Source organism: Synechococcus sp. W4D4 (assembly GCF_047716805.1).
Lineage (GTDB): Bacteria > Cyanobacteriota > Cyanobacteriia > PCC-6307 > Cyanobiaceae > Vulcanococcus.
This window is the reverse complement of the sequence record NZ_CP180404.1, coordinates 492,650-508,844: the sequence shown is the minus strand read 5'-3', so window position 1 is coordinate 508,844 and position 16,195 is coordinate 492,650. Positions and strand designations below refer to the sequence as shown.

18 protein-coding genes are annotated in these 16,195 nt (G+C 66.0%); 10 read left to right on the top strand and 8 right to left on the bottom strand.

Going from position 1 to position 16,195, the window contains the following annotated elements; all coding sequences use genetic code 11:
- Positions 1 to 29 precede the first annotated feature (29 nt).
- The gene (locus ACLM42_RS02840; RefSeq protein ID WP_247911429.1) at positions 30 to 299 is read left to right on the top strand and encodes a hypothetical protein; all 270 of its coding nucleotides are present in this window, start codon (positions 30 to 32) and stop codon (positions 297 to 299) included.
- Positions 296 to 847, top strand: coding sequence for a hypothetical protein (locus tag ACLM42_RS02835; RefSeq protein WP_415399657.1), 552 nt, complete (start codon positions 296 to 298; stop codon positions 845 to 847). Before ACLM42_RS02840 ends, ACLM42_RS02835 begins: the two co-directional genes overlap by 4 nt.
- Here ACLM42_RS02835 and ACLM42_RS02830 read toward each other — a convergent pair.
- On the bottom strand, positions 807 to 1,559 hold the full coding sequence (locus tag ACLM42_RS02830; RefSeq protein WP_247911431.1) for a response regulator transcription factor: 753 nt from the start codon (positions 1,557 to 1,559) through the stop codon (positions 807 to 809). The genes ACLM42_RS02835 and ACLM42_RS02830 overlap by 41 nt on opposite strands.
- A 106-nt stretch (positions 1,560 to 1,665) precedes the next feature.
- On the opposite strand from ACLM42_RS02830, the gene ACLM42_RS02825 reads away from it, so the two are divergent.
- Positions 1,666 to 1,932: a DUF6761 family protein gene (locus tag ACLM42_RS02825; RefSeq protein WP_247911432.1), complete on the top strand. Its 267-nt coding sequence runs from the start codon at positions 1,666 to 1,668 to the stop codon at positions 1,930 to 1,932.
- 187 nt (positions 1,933 to 2,119) lie between these two features.
- On the opposite strand, the gene ACLM42_RS02820 is transcribed toward ACLM42_RS02825, so the two are convergent.
- The 6 genes from ACLM42_RS02820 to ACLM42_RS02795 form a co-directional block, all read right to left on the bottom strand.
- A complete protein-coding gene (locus ACLM42_RS02820; protein WP_247910436.1) occupies positions 2,120 to 2,350 on the bottom strand; it encodes a hypothetical protein in 231 nt (76 codons plus the stop codon).
- 284 nt (positions 2,351 to 2,634) lie between these two features.
- Complete coding sequence (locus tag ACLM42_RS02815) at positions 2,635 to 2,829, bottom strand: hypothetical protein (RefSeq protein WP_415399656.1); 195 nt, start codon at positions 2,827 to 2,829, stop codon at positions 2,635 to 2,637.
- Positions 2,830 to 3,058: 229 nt separating this feature from the next.
- The gene (gene grxD, locus ACLM42_RS02810) at positions 3,059 to 3,382 is read right to left on the bottom strand and encodes a Grx4 family monothiol glutaredoxin (RefSeq protein WP_247911434.1); all 324 of its coding nucleotides are present in this window, start codon (positions 3,380 to 3,382) and stop codon (positions 3,059 to 3,061) included.
- A 16-nt stretch (positions 3,383 to 3,398) separates the two neighbouring features.
- Positions 3,399 to 3,632, bottom strand: a complete 234-nt coding sequence (locus ACLM42_RS02805; protein WP_010317824.1) for a BolA family protein — start codon at positions 3,630 to 3,632, stop codon at positions 3,399 to 3,401.
- 48 nt (positions 3,633 to 3,680) lie between these two features.
- Positions 3,681 to 4,208 (bottom strand): hypothetical protein, encoded by a 528-nt coding sequence (locus ACLM42_RS02800; RefSeq protein WP_247911436.1) that lies wholly within the window; start codon positions 4,206 to 4,208, stop codon positions 3,681 to 3,683.
- A gap of 26 nt (positions 4,209 to 4,234) precedes the next feature.
- Positions 4,235 to 4,954: a lysophospholipid acyltransferase family protein gene (locus ACLM42_RS02795; RefSeq protein WP_247911941.1), complete on the bottom strand. Its 720-nt coding sequence runs from the start codon at positions 4,952 to 4,954 to the stop codon at positions 4,235 to 4,237.
- Between the two features lie 134 nt (positions 4,955 to 5,088).
- Here ACLM42_RS02795 and ACLM42_RS02790 point away from each other — a divergent pair, with 134 nt between their 5' ends.
- The gene (locus tag ACLM42_RS02790) at positions 5,089 to 5,838 is read left to right on the top strand and encodes a pyridoxine 5'-phosphate synthase (RefSeq protein ID WP_415399655.1); all 750 of its coding nucleotides are present in this window, start codon (positions 5,089 to 5,091) and stop codon (positions 5,836 to 5,838) included.
- On the top strand, positions 5,835 to 6,155 hold the full coding sequence (locus ACLM42_RS02785; RefSeq protein WP_415399654.1) for an MgPME-cyclase complex family protein: 321 nt from the start codon (positions 5,835 to 5,837) through the stop codon (positions 6,153 to 6,155). The genes ACLM42_RS02790 and ACLM42_RS02785 overlap by 4 nt, the downstream gene beginning before the upstream one ends.
- A 2-nt stretch (positions 6,156 to 6,157) precedes the next feature.
- Here ACLM42_RS02785 and ACLM42_RS02780 read toward each other — a convergent pair whose 3' ends face one another.
- Complete coding sequence (locus tag ACLM42_RS02780; RefSeq protein WP_247911439.1) at positions 6,158 to 6,517, bottom strand: hypothetical protein; 360 nt, start codon at positions 6,515 to 6,517, stop codon at positions 6,158 to 6,160.
- A gap of 103 nt (positions 6,518 to 6,620) precedes the next feature.
- On the opposite strand from ACLM42_RS02780, the gene ACLM42_RS02775 reads away from it, so the two are divergent.
- The 5 genes from ACLM42_RS02775 to ACLM42_RS02755 are packed head-to-tail and all read left to right on the top strand — an operon-like array spanning position 6,621 to position 16,152.
- Entirely contained in the window at positions 6,621 to 7,256 is a 636-nt protein-coding gene (locus ACLM42_RS02775) for a metallophosphoesterase (protein ID WP_415399653.1), read from the top strand.
- A gap of 3 nt (positions 7,257 to 7,259) precedes the next feature.
- The gene (locus ACLM42_RS02770) at positions 7,260 to 10,517 is read left to right on the top strand and encodes an exodeoxyribonuclease V subunit gamma (protein ID WP_415399652.1); all 3,258 of its coding nucleotides are present in this window, start codon (positions 7,260 to 7,262) and stop codon (positions 10,515 to 10,517) included.
- Positions 10,493 to 14,128, top strand: a complete 3,636-nt coding sequence (locus ACLM42_RS02765; protein ID WP_415399651.1) for a UvrD-helicase domain-containing protein — start codon at positions 10,493 to 10,495, stop codon at positions 14,126 to 14,128. Before ACLM42_RS02770 ends, ACLM42_RS02765 begins: the two co-directional genes overlap by 25 nt.
- Positions 14,125 to 15,789, top strand: coding sequence for an exodeoxyribonuclease V subunit alpha (recD, locus tag ACLM42_RS02760; protein ID WP_415399650.1), 1,665 nt, complete (start codon positions 14,125 to 14,127; stop codon positions 15,787 to 15,789). The genes ACLM42_RS02765 and recD overlap by 4 nt, the downstream gene beginning before the upstream one ends.
- Positions 15,790 to 15,798: 9 nt before the next feature.
- Positions 15,799 to 16,152, top strand: coding sequence for a phosphomannose isomerase type II C-terminal cupin domain (locus ACLM42_RS02755; RefSeq protein WP_247911444.1), 354 nt, complete (start codon positions 15,799 to 15,801; stop codon positions 16,150 to 16,152).
- The last annotated feature ends 43 nt before the right edge of the window (positions 16,153 to 16,195 follow it).

The following is a 16,195-nucleotide window of genomic DNA, read 5'->3' as shown; positions in this document are numbered from 1 at the left end:
GGTGCCCCCTCTTCTTGCTCACTGCCCACATGCCGAATTCCGAGGAGCTGGCCCGCTACCTCGAGCAGCGGGGTGAACTCTCCAAACCTTGGATGTTGCAACTGCTGCGGCTGACCAAGTTGAAGGAGGCCAAGGACACGATGAATCCCGTGGAATTCGAAGAGAAGCTGCGCGAGGCCCACGCCGATCTGATGCGCCTGGGTGAGTTCTGGAAGGGACGCGAGCAGGAGGTCTTTGGCGGGCGCTACCAACCCTCGAGCGTGATTGAACCGCTGCCCGGTTCCCCGGAGGACCGATGAGCGATCAGCGCTATCCGATGGCACCGCTGATTCGCTTCACCCTGATCAGCCTCTACCTGGCCCTGGTCTTCCCCTTGCCCTGGCTGGCCCCGGCCGACCTCCGGCCCTGGTTGATTGGCGCCCTGCCCCTGGGACTCCTGCTGGTCTGGGCCCTGGTGAGCGAGGAGGTCAGCCTGAGTGAGAGCGGCCTTCAGGTGGGTTATCCCCGCTGGTGCTCCTGGCTGTTGCGCCGCGGTTGGTCGTTGAACTGGGATGAAGTCAAGGGCCTGACCCCTGTGGCCACCAGCCAGGGGGGCCGCGTGTTCTATGTCAGGACAGAGGACGGCTCGGCCTACCTACTCCCCCAACGGGTGCAAGCCTTCGAGGGATTCCTGGGCCAGTTCAGCCAGAAGACAGGTCTGGACACCAGCTCCATCGGCCGGATCAGCCCGCCCTGGACTTATCAGCTTCTGGCCGGACTCTGCACCGCCATGCTCGCCTTTGAGGCGATGGTCGGCTGGGCCCTGCTCAGCGGGCGATGGGTGCTCCCGTCAACGGGGCTGAGCTGAGTCCATCGGCCGGAATCGTGTCGAGGCTGAAGCGGTAGCCCTGCTGCCGAACGGTCTCGATGCCGCCACCTTCACCAAGGCCGGCCTGCTCCAACTTGCGCCGCAGGGTCAGCACCTGCGTGTCGACCGAACGGGGACCACCGCTGAAGGGCGGCCAGGCCATGCGCAGCAATTCACTGCGGCTGCGAATGATGCCGGGAGGCATGAGCAGGGCGCAGAGCAGGGCAAATTCCCGGGGGCTGAGCTCCACGGGCTGATCCCGCAGGGTCACCTGACGCAACAGGACATGCACCTCTAGCGGACCCACGCAGACCCGCTCCTGCAGACCGGTGCCACTGCGGCGCAGCAGCAGGCGGCAGCGGGCGGCCAGTTCTTCCAAACCGAAGGGCTTGCGCAGGACGTCGTCGGCGCCAGCATCGAGTAGAGCGACCACCGGCTCGGAGCCGGAGCGGGCGGTCAGGACCATCACGGGACAGCGCAGCTGACCGGCCAGCTTCAGGGCCGACGTTTCCTCGAGCAGTTCGGCGGCGACCAGCAGATCAGGGGTGAGGTCCTCACAGAGGGTGACCGCTTCTGAGGCGGTGGAGACAGCAGCGGTGAGATGGCCGTCCTGCCGCAGCCGCTGAGCCAGAACCGTGCGCAAGGTGGGGTGAGGATCCACCACCAGAACCCGCTTGAGATTCGATTCAGGACTGGGAGGTGTGGTGGACACGCCCTTCTCCTTGATTCTCACTACGCTATCGGTAATTTCAAAGGCTCATCGGTATCAGGCGCTGCCTTGATATCTGGCCACCGGGTCGAGGCCCTCTTCTCGAACCATGACCGCACTGCAGAACCCCGACGCCATCCGCCATTTCCAATCGCTCTGCGATGCCTGCCAGTCCCTGGCGGATCGCTACCACGCGCCATCGGAACTGAGGCTGTATGCCGACGGCTACCTGCATGCCCTGCGGCGGTCGGCCCTGCTTGATCCCATTACCCAGCGCCGCCTGGAGGAACTGGTGGACCGCTGGATCATGGATCCCTCCAGCTTCATCGGCCCCAATGGCGACATGAGCACCCTTTACGAGACGGGGCGCAACTAGTTCCGCGATCTGCACAGGAAAGGGGCCCGAGGGCCCCTTTTGTATTCAGCTAGCCAGGGCCACTTCCAGCGTCTCTTGGAGTTCGCCTGAGTCATCCATCCAACCCAGCCTGGCCAAGGGATCTCAGCGATCACACGGCCCCGCCAGCCGACCCAAGCCTTTGGCCCAAAGCAAAGGCTTGGTGCTCCTAGTGACTCAACATCCCAGCTCGATCCAACTGGTCCCCGTGCAGCTCAAGCCAGTGGCAAGCCAAGTTCGAGAGCGAACGACCCTGAACATCGCTCTGCTTGAGCATCCGCTCATAGAGCGCCCAAGGCACGGTGATGGTCATGCGCTGCGGCTTGCGGATGGCCAGCTCATAGCGACGAGGGGCCTGCACTGCGGTGGAGGAGATGGCGAGACGAGGGTCCTGTGGCATGCCGAGTTAATGGAATATGAGGAAATTCTTAAGGGCTACAAGTCCTTTGATCAACCCTTTTTCGAAGCGGCGACATAACCGAAAAGCCAATGAGACACTGCAATTGCTATCGCGCTGCCGTTAAGCCTGTAGCGAAAATGTAGTCATATCCAGAATCTTGCAAAAAGCGCATCACCGAAAGTGCTGCACGCCGCCGCGGACTTACCGCAACAGCTGTCTCATGAGACTCATGCGCAACTGCCTTATGTCTGTGGGGGATTCCCAGGTTTGGCGGCTCAGGGCTATCAGCTCAGGAGGATGTAGCCCGCCCGCAGGCCATTAAGTGCCGCAACCAGTGCCACGGCCCAGATCAGGGCAATGAACCAGCCCTTTTGGGCTTGGTCTTGAGCCCCCTTCCACATCGCCCCATAGATGCTCAAGGCGATGAAGACAGCGATCAGCTCAATGAGCCAGAGCAGGGGGTCAACAAAGAGAGACATCCCATACCTCGTGGAGCCGGTACCTATCCAATCGCTCCAACTTCTAATCCCGATATCCCCTTTTGGGATCAGGCTCACTCATTAGATGGGGTACACCCTCAGCGCCAGAGGGCGAAAGCAGGCATTGATCGTGGGAGTCCTTGAGTTTGGCCAAGACCTATTCCCTGTCGTCTCCGGGCACTAAAAAGGGGCCCAGCAGGGCCCCGATCGTTTCAGTCAAACCAGAAGATCAGCTAGCGAGAGCGATCTCAAGTTTCTCTTTTAGTTCACCGGAGTTATACATCTCGATCAGGATGTCGGAGCCGCCAATGAACTCCCCATTGACATAGACCTGGGGAATGGTGGGCCACTCGGAGTACTCCTTGATGCCCTGACGGACTTCCATGTCGGAGAGGACATCAAAGGTCTCAAAGGGGACAGCCATGGCGTTGAGGATCTGCACCACGTTGTTGCTGAAGCCGCACTGGGGCATCAACTTGCTGCCCTTCATAAAGACGAAGATCGGGCTGCTGCCCACCAACTGATCGAGGCGCTGTTTGATGGCGGAATCCATGGGATGAATCGAGAAATCAGGAGGGGGTTGAGGTCTGCAGGGCGAGGGCGTGAATCGCTTCGCTGGCTAGCTCGGAGCGCAGCGCGCCGTAGACCAACTGGTGCTGCTTGATCCGGCTGAGCCCCTCAAAGGCTGAGGAAACCACCTTCACCTGCAGGTGATCTCCGCCGCCGGTGAGATCTTCCACCTCAACGCAGGCATCGGGAAGGGCGACGCCAATGGCGGCCTTCACCTGGTCGGGATGAACCATGACCTCAGATCAGTGAGCTTGGAACTGTAAGAAGACGGGCCACTGAATTCAGTTGCCCGCGGCCGAACCACCGGCGAAGGGAGTGGTAACGAAGCCCAACTCGAGCAGGCTCTGGTACGCCTTCTGCCCCATGGGGTTGGCCGGAGTGGTGATCTGCACCACTTCCACCAGCAGGGGAACGGCGGCGGCCGGCTGGTTCATGCGGCGCAGCAGAGCCGCCAGACGCAGGTCGATCTTGGCCTGCAGTTCCAAGGCGTCCCGGCCTTTCTGATCCATCTCGCGGGGAATTCGAGCATCGAGGCCGCGGAAGGAACCGCTGAGGCTGCGGTAAAAGCGGGTCAGGTTCTGGGCGCCTTCCCGAGCCGAGTCGTAGTCAGCCTTGGCCTGCTCGAGGTTGCCAGCGGCAGCGGCGGCATCACCGGCAGCCACCTTGGCCTTGATGGCGCTCAGGTTCAGGCCCGAGCTGGGGGAGGCCAGGACCTTCTGGGCGTCCTGGGCCAGGGCGGATTGCGAGAGGAGAGCAGGGACAACCGCCGCCAGGGCGGAGAGGCTGAAGGCGGCGAGCTGCCGGCGCACGGGACCACTTGCGATGTGGGTGAACTCTACGGGCGTTGCAAAGGGCGCCCCACCGCCTGCCGCGCCAACCCCTCTGCGACCTCCAGCTTCTGCGTGAGCTCTGCTGTCAAGGCATTGATCTGCTCTCGCTCGGTGCCTTGAAGGCGCATCGGAGCGCCAAAGCAAAGGGCGGCCTGATCACCAAAACGCGGCTTGGCATGGCCATAGGCAATCCCAACTGGAACCACCTGAACCGCCACACCCTGTCCTTCCGCCAGGGCCGTCAGGCGGGCCAACCCCGGCATCAGGCGCATGGCCGGATCGTGCTGGTTGATCTTCCCCTCCGGGAACATCACCAACTGATTGCCGCCACCGAGAAGATCGACGGCAAAGCGAAGGGACGCGGCCGCGGGTTTGCGGGGGTTCACCGGGAAGCACCCCAGGCGATGCAGAAACCAACCCTGCAAACCGGTCATCTCATCGCTGGTCACCATGAAGCGGCAATCCCGGCCGCTCACTCGGCGGCCGGCCGCGTGGGGAAGCATCAGTGCATCCCAGCGAGAACGATGGGTTGGTGCCAGCAGCACCGGCCCCTCAGCCGGAAGGTTCTCGCGGCCAAGAACCGTCAGACCACCACCAAAAAAGCCCTTCAAGGCCACGTCCTGGGTCAACACCATCGCCACCGGCGCCAGCCAGGGATTGATGCCGTTGCAAAGACTCTTCTCGCGCTCGCTCAGGGCCTCCGATGCCGTGCCTGCCGCCGCCATCGGACTGAACACCTTCGCCAAAACAGTTGATCGAACCTAGGGGTGATCCCTTCGCGAAAGCGCTGGAAGCAGGCAGTTAATCGAGCGGGCCTGGGGGCGCCATCCATAGGATCCGCCTAGAAGCAGCGGTTGCCATGGCGAGCCTTGGCGTCAACATCGATCACATCGCAAATGTGCGCCAGGCCCGCCGCACGGTCGAACCCGACCCGGTGAGCTATGCCCTGCTCGCCGAGCTCGGCGGCGCCGATGGCATCACGGTGCACCTGCGGGAGGACCGGCGCCACATCCAGGACCGGGACGTGGAGTTACTGCGTCAGGTCGTTCGCAGTCGCCTGAACCTGGAGATGGCAGCGACAGCCGAGATGGAGGCCATTGCCCTGCGCATCCAACCCGACATGGTCACCCTCGTGCCGGAGAAGCGCGAGGAGGTCACGACCGAGGGCGGTCTCGATGTGGCATCCCAGCTGAGCAGCATCAAAGGAATCTCCGGCCGTCTCCAGGACGCCGGGATTGGGGTCAGCCTGTTTGTCGACGCCGATCCCGCCCAGCTCGAGGCCTGCCAGGCCAGCGGCGCCCGCTGGGTGGAACTGCACACCGGCACCTACGCCGAGGCCAGCTGGCAGCACCAAGCCAAGGAACTGGCACGGATTACCGAGGGCACCTTCATCGCCCGCAGCCTGGGCCTGCGGGTCAACGCGGGCCACGGCCTGACCTATCAAAACGTTGAGCCCATTGCCGCCATCGAGGGGATGGAAGAGCTGAACATCGGCCACACCATCGTGGCTCGGGCCCTGGCGGTGGGTCTGGAGGAAGCCGTGCGGCAGATGAAGGCTTTGGTCCAGAATCCCCGCCGGGAACCCCTCTTCGGCAGCACCAGTTCATGACCCTGTACCACTTCGTGGCCGCCAGTGAGGCCTTCCTCACCGTGGAAGAGCCCCTCGATGAGGTGCTGCGCGAGCGTGTCCGCAATTACGGCGAGCAGGGCAAGGCCATCGACTTTTGGCTGGTGAAGCGGCCGGCCTTCCTCCAGGCCCCCGAGCTCAAGGCCATTGCCGACCAGGTACCCCAACCCGCCGCTGCGGTGGTCTCCACGGATCCGAAGTTCATCGACTTCATGAAGCTCCGTCTGGAGTTCGTGGCCAAGGGCAGCTTTGAGGCCCCCTCCAGCACGATCCCCGATGCCCTAGCCAGCGCCGCCTGAGCTCAGAACAGCCCCAGGAACTTCTTGCGGGGCTGATCCCCATCGGAACGGCCCTGCGCTCCGTCCTGCTGATAGCGGGGCTTGGCATCGCCGATGGTGAGTACCGCCTCCTTGTTCTTCCACCAGATCCAGTCGCGGATCGGAGGCGTCCGGATGAGTTCCGCCTGGGTCAATCCCAGGCCCAATTTGGAGGAGGCGTTCAAAAGCACCTCCACCATTTCGTCACCGTTGGCGCATTGGGCCAGCGCTTCGTTGGTGCGTTTAGCCCCGTCGAGGGCATTGACCAAAATCGCCACCCGCCGTCCCACCGAGAGGCTGCGGGGATCGACCGGCTGGGGGCTCTCCGGGGTCTGGCTCTCCATCCAGAGGGGCGCGGTTAGGGGGAAGCTATCGCGTTTTCAGCCTCTGAGAGGGGATGCCCACAAGGGGCTGACAGATGGTCAAGCCTCCGGCCAGAGTGGAGCCATGACGACCGCCAGTCGCAAAGCCCGCCACTGGGTCATCGGTGATGTGCACGGCTGCTCGGGGTCCCTCGAGAGCCTTCTGGAGCAGTTGCCTGCGGGCGATCGTCTGATTTTTTGCGGCGACGCGATCAACCGCGGCCCCGATACCCCCGCGACGATGGAGCGGATCTGGGGTTTGGTGGAGAGCGGCCGCGCCATCTGGCTGCGTGGCAACCACGAACAGGACCTGATCGAAGCCCTGCGCACGACCCCCAGCAACGGCGGCGCTGGCGCAGAGACCCGCCGTCAACTCGGCCCTGAGGGTTGCGTCCTCTGGCTGAAGCGACTGGAGCAACTGCCTCTGGCTTACTGGGGGGAAGGCTGGGTCGCCACCCATGCCGGCTTCAACCCCAGCACCTGGCAACCGGATCTGCGGGTGCGGATGGGCTTCTGGGAGCAGTACGACGGGCGCTTTGGCGATGTGGTGATTGGCCACACCCCTGGCCCGAGCGTCCGACACCTACCCAACATCGTGATGGTGGACACCGGCGCCTGCTACGGCGGAGACCTGAGCGCCTATTGCCCCGAGAGCCGCGAGGTGGTGTCAGTTCCCGGCCTTGCCCATAACCTGCAGACGCCCAGCCTGAGCCCCGTCTGAGCCTTGCTCACGGTCTACCGCAGCAATCGCGCTGAGCTGCTGGCTCGCGTCCTGGCCACGAACTTGCAACTGCATCCGCCAGGGCTGCTGGAGCAAGCCCAGGTGGTGGTGAACACCTGGCCCACCAGTCGCTGGCTGGGGGAGCAACTGGCCCTAGCCAACCCGGCCGGCATCGCCGCGAATCTGCGCTTCCCCTTCCCCAGCAGCCTGCTGCGGCAACTGGTGAACGCCTGGCTCGAGGAGGAGGCCCCCCCCTCCACCGGTCCCGATCCCTGGCGGGCCCAAAACCTGGTCTGGCCGCTACTGGAGCTGCTGCCGGAACTCCTGCAAAGCCCAACGGCGCAGCCCCTGGGCCAATGGCTGGCCGTTCGCTCCTCCGGACTGGAGAAACTCGATCAGGCCCTCTGGCAACTGGCCCGGGCGATCGCCGATGCCATCGATGACTACGGCCTCTATCGCCCGGCCATGCTGGAGTCCTGGCTCAGCGAGCAACCCCAGGCACTGCCAGAGGGCTTGCAGTGGCAACCGGAGCTGCTGCGGCGTCTGGTGCAGCGCCTGGGTTGCCTTCCCTTTGGCGTCCGGGCGCGGGAGCTGATCGGCCGGCTCCAGGCGGGCTGGCGACCCGAGCTGGAAAGCGATCAACCACTGAGGCTTTTTGGCCTGAGCAGCCTGGCCCCGGTGCAGGTGGAGCTGCTGCAGGCCCTCTCCGCAGTGCGCCAGGTCGAGCTCTATTTGCTCACCCCCTGCCGCGATCTCTGGCAGCGCAGCGGACCCGCGGCCCAGAGCGATCCCCTGGCGGCGGACTGGTTGCTAAGCGTCCCCAGTCTGGAGGCCCGCTTTGGCCGGCTTGGCGCGGAATTTCAGCAATTGCTGGAAGGAACAGGCGAGAGCCAACTGGGCCAGTGGCAGGAGGGGGATCTCTTCTTCGCCCCCGCCACCGTCGCCCGCCATGGCGACCGGGAACCCTCGCTGCTGGAGCAACTGCAGGAGCAACTGGTCTCCGGCGAACCCGAAGCCGATCAGCCCCTGAGGCGCGCTCCGCAGGACCGCTCCCTGGAGTTCCACGCCTGCCCGGGCCGCCTGCGCCAACTCCAGGTCGTGCGCGACCAGATCCTGCAGCTGCTGGCCGCAGACCCGAGCCTGGAACCGCGAGACATCTTGGTGATGACACCCCAGGTGGAGGCGTTTGCCCCGCTGGTGGCGGCCGTCTTCGGCGATGCCGAGGCAACGGGGGTACGTCTGCCCTGGCGCCTGACAGACCGCAGCCAACAGAGCGAGGCGGGCATCGCCCAAGGACTGCTGGCCCTCCTGCAACTCGGGGGAGAACGCCTGACGGCCACCGCCCTGGAGAGCGTGCTGAGCTGTGGCCCCCTGCTAGCGGCCCAGCAGCTCGAAGCCAGTGCGTCGGGGGAACTGACAGCGCTGCTGCAGCGGGCTGGCTTCCGCTGGGGACTCGATGGGCGAGACCGCGGCGGGGATCCCAGCCACAGTCTCAGTTGGGCCATCGATCGGCTCGTGCTGGGTCTGGTGCTCCCCGAGGTCCCGGGCCTGGCCCCAGGCGACACCGCCCCCATGGCCCTGAGCGGGAACCTCGAGCAACAGGGGCGCTGGATTGCCCTGCTGCGGCAGCTGCTCAGCAGCCTGCGTTGGTTCGCCCAATCGCGGCGGGTACCGGAGTGGGTGCAGGGCCTGCGGGAGCAACTGCCCCTGCTCTTTGGCGACGGTGGGGACTGGGCTTGGGAGCTGCAGACCATCCACGCCGCCCTGGCGGACTGGCAGGCGGTGGCCGCAGACAGCCCCCTGGAGTTAGCGGCCCCCGTCTTGGCCGATGTCCTGGCAGAAAGGCTCAGCGAAGGCAGCGGCCGCTTTGGCCACCGCTCAGGGGCCCTGACCATCAGCGCCCTCGAGCCGATGCGGGCAATCCCGCACCGGGTGGTGGTGCTGATGGGACTGGATGCCGGGGCCTTCCCCCGTCAACGCCAACGGCCGGGCTTTCATCTGATGGAACACGGCCGTGAGCTCGGAGATCCCAACAGCGGCGATCAGGATCGCTATGTCCTGCTGGAGGCCCTGCTCTCAGCCCGGCAGCACCTGCTGCTGAGTTGGAGCTGCCGCGATGAGCGCACCGGCGAGACCCTGGAGGCCTCAACTCCGGTGCGGCAATGGTTGGAGCTGCTGGGCCAACAGCTAGGCAGCGCTGCAGTTCCCCTGCGGGAGCACGCCGCCAATGCCTTGGAGCGCAGCAACTTTCTCGAGATGGCTCCCTGGCCAGCGGCGAGTTGCGACCAACGCCTCCTGCAGGTGCGGCAACAGCTCGAGCAAGGCGACCTGAGCTGCCAGCAGGGTCTGGCCTTCAGCACCCCACCGAAGGCTGCACCGGTTCCCGAGGCTTCTCCCACCGCGGCCTGGAGCGATCTGCAGCAGTGGCTCCAGGCGCCCCAACGCCTCTGGCTGGAGCAACTCGGCATTCGGCCTAAGGAATTCGATCAGCCCGTGCTCGATCTCGAAGCCCTGGAATTGGGCGAACGGGAGCGCTCCGGCCTGCTGCGCCGCGAGTGGGAGGAGCAGCAGGACGAGTCCCTGAGTCCCAACTGGCGCGAACTCGAGCGGGGCCGGGGGCTGCTGCCTCCCCTGGCCGCCGGTGCCCTGGAGGTGGAGCAATTGGAGCAGCGCTGGGAGAGCCTGCGTAGCTGCCTGGCCCTATTGGGGGAGCCGGAGCAGCAGCCGCTGCAATGGCAGAGCTACAGCGCCGAGATCAGTAGTCGCGGCGGCCAGTTGGTGCTGGTCCACACCGCCAAACCCCGCTCGCCCCAACGCCTGCAGCTCTGGCTGGACTGCCTCCTGGCGGCGGCCGCCGGCCTGGAACTGCGGAGTGCGGCCCTGGTGGGCCGCGATCGCCATCGCTTCCGGGTACTGGAGCGCTACGAGATCCCAAACCCCGAGCGAGCCAGAGAGCTCTTGGGGCAACTGCAGCGCTGGCGGGACGATCACCGCATGGACTGCTGGGGTCTACCGCCGGAGACCGGTTGGGCTTATGCCAGCGCCGAGAGCAGCAAGCCGGGGCAAGGGCGCGGCTGGGCCAAGGCCAAGGACACCTGGGAGGGCGGTTTTCAACAACGGGCCGAGCGGGACGACCCTATTCAGCGGGTCTGCTTTGGCTCTGATCTGCCCCTGGGCGACCTGCTCACCCCGGAGCTCCAGGCCCTGGCCCTAGCCCTGCACGGGCCGCTGCTGGAGTGCCGCAAGGAGGTCAAGGCATGAGCCTGGCCGCCTTTGACGCGAACGCCTTCAGCCTCTCGCCGGGGATCCGGCTGCTGGAAGCCAGCGCGGGCACCGGCAAGACCTTCGCCCTGGCCCATCTGGTGCTGCGGCTGCTGAGCGAGGGAGCACGGCCCCTGGAGGTTGAGGAGGTGCTGGTGGTCACCTTCACCGATGCCGCCGCCGCTGAATTGCGGGACCGCATTGCCCGGCGTCTGCAGGAGGCCCTGGTCCTGCTCGATGCGGAGAACGCCGAGGTCGATGAACCGCTGCAGCAGTGGCGCTCGGCCCTGGACGCCGAGCAGGTTCTTCGGATCAAGGGACGGTTGCTGCTCGCCCTGGAGCGACTCGATCGCGCCGACATCACGACCATCCACGGCTTCTGCCGCCGGACCCTGCAGCGCCATGCCCTCGAAGCCGGCCTAGGCCCCGACGTCGCCCTGGAGAGCCAGGGGCGCGAGCGCAGACAGCAGCTGGTCCACGACTACTGGCAGCAGCAGGTGCTCCCCCTTCCGCCCCATCTGGTGGCGGGGCTGCAGAGCCAACAGGTCACCCCCGACCAGCTGGTGAACCTGCTGGGCAGCCTCGATGGCGACCCAGCGCTGCAGCTCGCCCCGTTGCCCGAGGGCTGGAGCAGCGCCCTGAACCTGGCGGAGCAACTTGGCCCCCACTGGAACGCGAGCTGGGAGCAGTTCAGATCCGCCTGGGAAGCCCGCAGCGAGGCCCTAGAGCAGGACTTTTCCGCGGCCGCGGTGGAGCTCAAAAGCCTGGGGGTCGACTACAAGCCCTATCGCCTCAAGGCCAAGCCCGATCGCCTGAATCGCGTTCAAACCTGGCTCTCCCAGCTGGACGCTCCCGCCGGATACAACGCTGTTCTGCAGCAGGAGGACCTCAAGAAGTACTTCCACCCCGGACCCTTCACCAAGGCCGCCGCCCCCGCCCACGGCGATCAGGTCTCCCTACCCCAGGCCCCGCTGCTGCGGGCTATTGCCGCGGTCGTGGAGGGACCAGCCGAGCTGGCCCTGCTGCACTTCTGCCATTGGGGCCGAGCGGAGCTCCAACGCCGGCGCGCGCGCAGCGGTGAGATCAGCTTTGGCCAGCTGCTCGAGCAACTCGACCCGGGACGGGACGCCACTGCTGCGTCAGCTCTCCTACGGGCGGTCTCTCACCGCTACCGGGCGGCGCTGATCGATGAGTTTCAAGACACCGACCCGATCCAGTGGCGGATCCTCAAGCGGGCCTTTGCCCAAGAGCCCACCCAGCATCTGCTGGTGATGGTGGGTGATCCCAAACAGGCGATCTACCGCTTCCGCGGCGGGGAGCTGCAGACCTACCGCCAGGCAGCTGAGGAAGCCGATGGGCGCTTTGGCCTGTTCGAGAACCGCCGCTCCAGCAGCGAACTGGTGGCAGGCTTGAACGCCCTGATGCGGCCCGGGCTGATCCAGAGCCGGCTGGAGGTGCCGGCGGTGCTGGCCAAGGCCAGCAAGGGGAGCCTGGAGCTCCCCGGCAGCCCAGCGCCGCTGCAGCTGTTGGAACTCGATCCAAGCCAGAGTCCGGAGGCCCAGGTGGCGGGGCTCTGCCAGGACCTGCTGAGCCAGGGCCTGCAGCTGAACACCGCGGACCGCAGCCGCCCGATCAACCCGGGCGACATTTGTCTCTTGGTCAGCCGCCACGACCAGGCCGAGGCACTCCGGGCAGCCCTGGAGCGCCGGCAGATCCCGAGCCGCCTGGTGAGCCGCGGTGATGTCTTTGAAAGCCTGGGGGCCAGTGCTCTGCAGCGCTTCCTCGATGCCCTGGCCCAACCCGGCCAACTGGGGCGATTGAAATTGCTGGCGGCCTCCGCACTGCTGGGTTGGTCCGCCGCCGAGATCGAAGCCAGCAGCTCGGCCCAGTGGGATCAGCTGACGGCGGAGTTGAGCACCTTGGCCGCACGTCTGCCAAAACTCGGTTTAACGGCGGCCTTGGCTCACCTGCAGGGCACCGAAGGCTTGGCACGGCTCTCCCTACGGGGCAGGGCCCTGGCGGATGTGCAGCAGGCCGCCGAACTGGTGCAAGAACAGATGCACCGCCAAGGCCTCGGGGCCCAAGCGGCCGCAGACTGGCTCAGGCGGCTGCGGCTCGAAGAGAACCGGGACACCCCCGAGGCCCATCTCTGCCGCAGCGATGCCGCCGAAGCCGCCATTGCGGTGGTCACGGTGCACCGCAGCAAGGGACTGGAGTACCCCCTGGTGATCTGCCCCTATCTCTGGAAAGCCCCCAAAGCCGCCAAGCGCCTGGGCCGCCGCTGGACAGCAGACGGGCAACCCCAACTGGATCTGCACCTGCAGACCCACTGGGGGGTGGGCCGACTCGCCGCCCAACAGGACCTGCAAGCCCAGATCGCCGAGGCCGAGCGGCTGGCCTACGTGGCCTGCACCCGCGCCCAGCACCTCCTGGTGCTGGGCTGGCCCGGCCCTGACCAAGCCGACACCGGGAACCCCCTCAGCGGCTGGTTGCTCGAGGGGGATCAGGAACGGGAGCTGCCGCTCGAGCGGATCCAGGCCTCTGGGGAGATCAGCCAGCCCTGGCAACCCGCACCTGAAGAAGGCCAACTGGGCCTGGGGCCCCGTCCCAAGCGATCCCTCGACAGCAGCTGGGGCCGGGCCAGCTACTCCGCCTGGGCGCACTCGCAGGTGAGCCTGCCGCCGGAGGTGCAGGAGGAGGGCCGAGACACCGATGCCCTGAGCGATGGCTTTGAGGAGGCCCTGCTGGAGGAGAGCAGCGCAGCCAGTGGTGCGGCGTCCTGGCCAGACCTGGGCCCCCTGGCCCACTTCCCCCGGGGATCAGGTCCTGGCGATGCCCTGCACCGAATCCTGGAGCGCCTGGATTACGGCGCTGTGAGCCGCGGGGAACGGCAGGACGCCGATGCCGTGATCGAGCAGGAGCTGCAGCGCGCTGGCCTGGAGGGGGACGCCTGCGACGGACTCTTCGAGGCCCTGCAGCAACTGATGAAGACACCCCTCGGCGGCCCCCTGGGCCCCTGCCGACTGGGGGACCTGCAGGCCGGATCCTGGCTCAACGAGATGAACTTCGACCTCCCCTTGGCGACCCAGAGGGGGGAGGTGCGCGTGGTGCGCAGCAGCGGACTGGCCCAGGCCTTCGCCCAAAACCCCGGCGGCCGCTTTGGCGCGAGCTATGCCAAAACGCTGCAGGGGCTTGAGGTGGCCAGCAGGGGCTTTCTGACCGGGTCCATCGACCTGCTCTTCTGCTGGGAGGGGCGCTGGTGGGTCGCGGACTGGAAGAGCAATTGGCTCGGCCAGCGGGATCGTCTCGGCAGCGTCACCCGCTGCGGCCCCAATGACTACTCCGAGTCGGCAATGGAGACCCTGATGGCGCGTAGCCACTACCCCCTTCAAGCCCACCTCTATCTGGTGGCGCTGCATCGCTATTTGCTCTGGCGACTGCCGAACTACAACCCCGTCCAGCACCTGGGGGGCTACGCCTACGTCTTTCTACGAGGCGTGCCAGGCCCCACCCCAGATCCAAAGGCCCCCACCCCCGGGGTGCTGGTGGATCAACCCAGCCTCAAGCGGGTGATGGCCCTCGATGAACTGCTGCGGGAGGGCCAACCATGAGCGCCCTAAGCGCCGCCGTCCTTGAGAGCCTCCAACGGCTACTCCCCCCCCAGCGCAGTAGTGCCCTACTGCAACCGCTGGTCCAGGCCCTGATCGAGGCTTTGGAAGAAGGCGAGCTGGGACTCGATCTACGGGGCCCTGAACCGGATGGAGTGAACACCGAGGACTGGCCTGCAGGCGCTGTCTCCGCCCTCGAGGAGGCGGGCTGGCTGGTGGGCGCCGAGCAAGCCAGCAGAGCCCCCGAAGCCCCGGTCGTTCAAGACGGAACGGTCCTGCGCTTGAGGCGCTGGCACGAGCAGCTGCATCAGTGCCTGGGTGCACTCGAGCAGCGGGCACAACGCCAATTGAGTTGCAGCGAGGCGGAGCGACAAGGGGCGGTCACGGCCGCAGCAAAAGCAGGCCTGGACCCCCGCCAATGCCAGGCCGTCTCCGCCGCCTTGGGCCAAGGGCTGGTGCTACTGACCGGCGGCCCCGGCACCGGCAAGACCTCAACGGTGGTTCAGATGCTCGCCGCCTGCCTACGCCAAACGCCGTCCCTTCGCATTCAACTGGCCGCCCCCACCGGCAAGGCCGCGGCCCGCCTGGCGAGCTCCGTCAGCAACGGAAGCCAAAGCCTCGAAGCGGAGCTGGCCCAGCGCCTGCAGATGCTGCCCAGCAGCACCCTGCACCGGCTGCTGGAGGCCCAAGGGGAGCTGCGCTTTGGCCGCAACCGGCGCCACCCACTTGAGCTGGATCTGCTGGTGGTCGACGAACTCTCGATGGTGGATCTGCCGCTCATGGCCGCCCTGCTGGAGGCGTTGCCAGCGGACGCGCAACTCCTGCTCATCGGGGATGCCAACCAACTGCCGCCGGTGGGAACCGGGGCCGTCCTTGAGGAGCTCTGCCGGCCAGAACGCCTGCCGCGATTGGGGGAGGCCGCCGTCGAGCTTCGGACCACTTACCGCAACGACGGAGCCATTGCCGCTTTGGCCGAGCAGCTGCGCCAAGGAACAAGTGGACTTCAGGGGGAGGTGCTGCTTGAACTGCAGCCGAGCCTCCAGGCCTTGGATCCCCACGGGAATGTGAGCTGGCTCGAAGCCTCAGGCCGCACCCTTCCGGCACCACTGCTTCAGGCGGTTCAGCACCAAGCTTCGGCCCTGCGCCAGAGCTGCCAAGCCCTGGACTGGCAGGAGGGACGCCCGGACCCCGAGCAGAGCGCAGCGCTGTTGGCGCAACTGGAGGACCTGGTCGTCCTGAGCCCGATCCGCCAGGGTCCCTGGGGGGTGGAGGCGGTGCACCGCGCCCTGCTGGGCGACCTCGCCAAGAGCACCCCGATTCACTGGCCCCCGGGCACCCCTGTGCTCAATCGCCTGAACCGTGCAGATCAAGGCCTGGCGAATGGCGACATCGGCGTCGTCCTGCAGCACGGCGCGGAACGCCGGATCCTGATGCCCGGTCAACGGCTCCTCCACCCCGCCCAACTCAATGGAGCAGAGCCCGCCTTTGCCCTGACGGTGCACAAATCCCAGGGGAGCCAATACAAAGCGGTGCAGTTCCTGCTGCCGGCAAATCGGCATCTGGATCCGCGCTTGATCTACACAGGCCTGACCCGGGCCCAGCAGCAGGCCACCTTGATCACCCCGGTTGGAGCCTGCAGCAGACAAAACGAAGGCCCGACCTAGCCTGCAGCCATGGCGGAGCCAGGGATCGTTCACCGGCCTTGGGGTTGGTTTGAAACCATCGGTGCCGGTGAGGGGTACCTGGTGAAACGCCTCTGTATCCAGGCCGGCCACCGCCTCAGTCTTCAGCGCCATCACCACCGCTTGGAGCACTGGGTCGTGGTCAGTGGCTCCGGTCAACTCGAATGTGACGGGACCTCGATTAAGGCGGAGGCGGGAACCACCCTGCTGGTGCCCCGCGGCGCGGTGCACCGCGCCGCCGCGATGGATGAAAACCTCTTGATCGTTGAAGTTCAGCGGGGCGAGCACCTCAGCGAGGAGGACATTGAGCGGCTTGCAGACGACTACCAAAGGGTCAAGTGTTAAGTTGACTCTTCACCCTTTGTGAAGGGCAAGGCAGTTTCTTAAA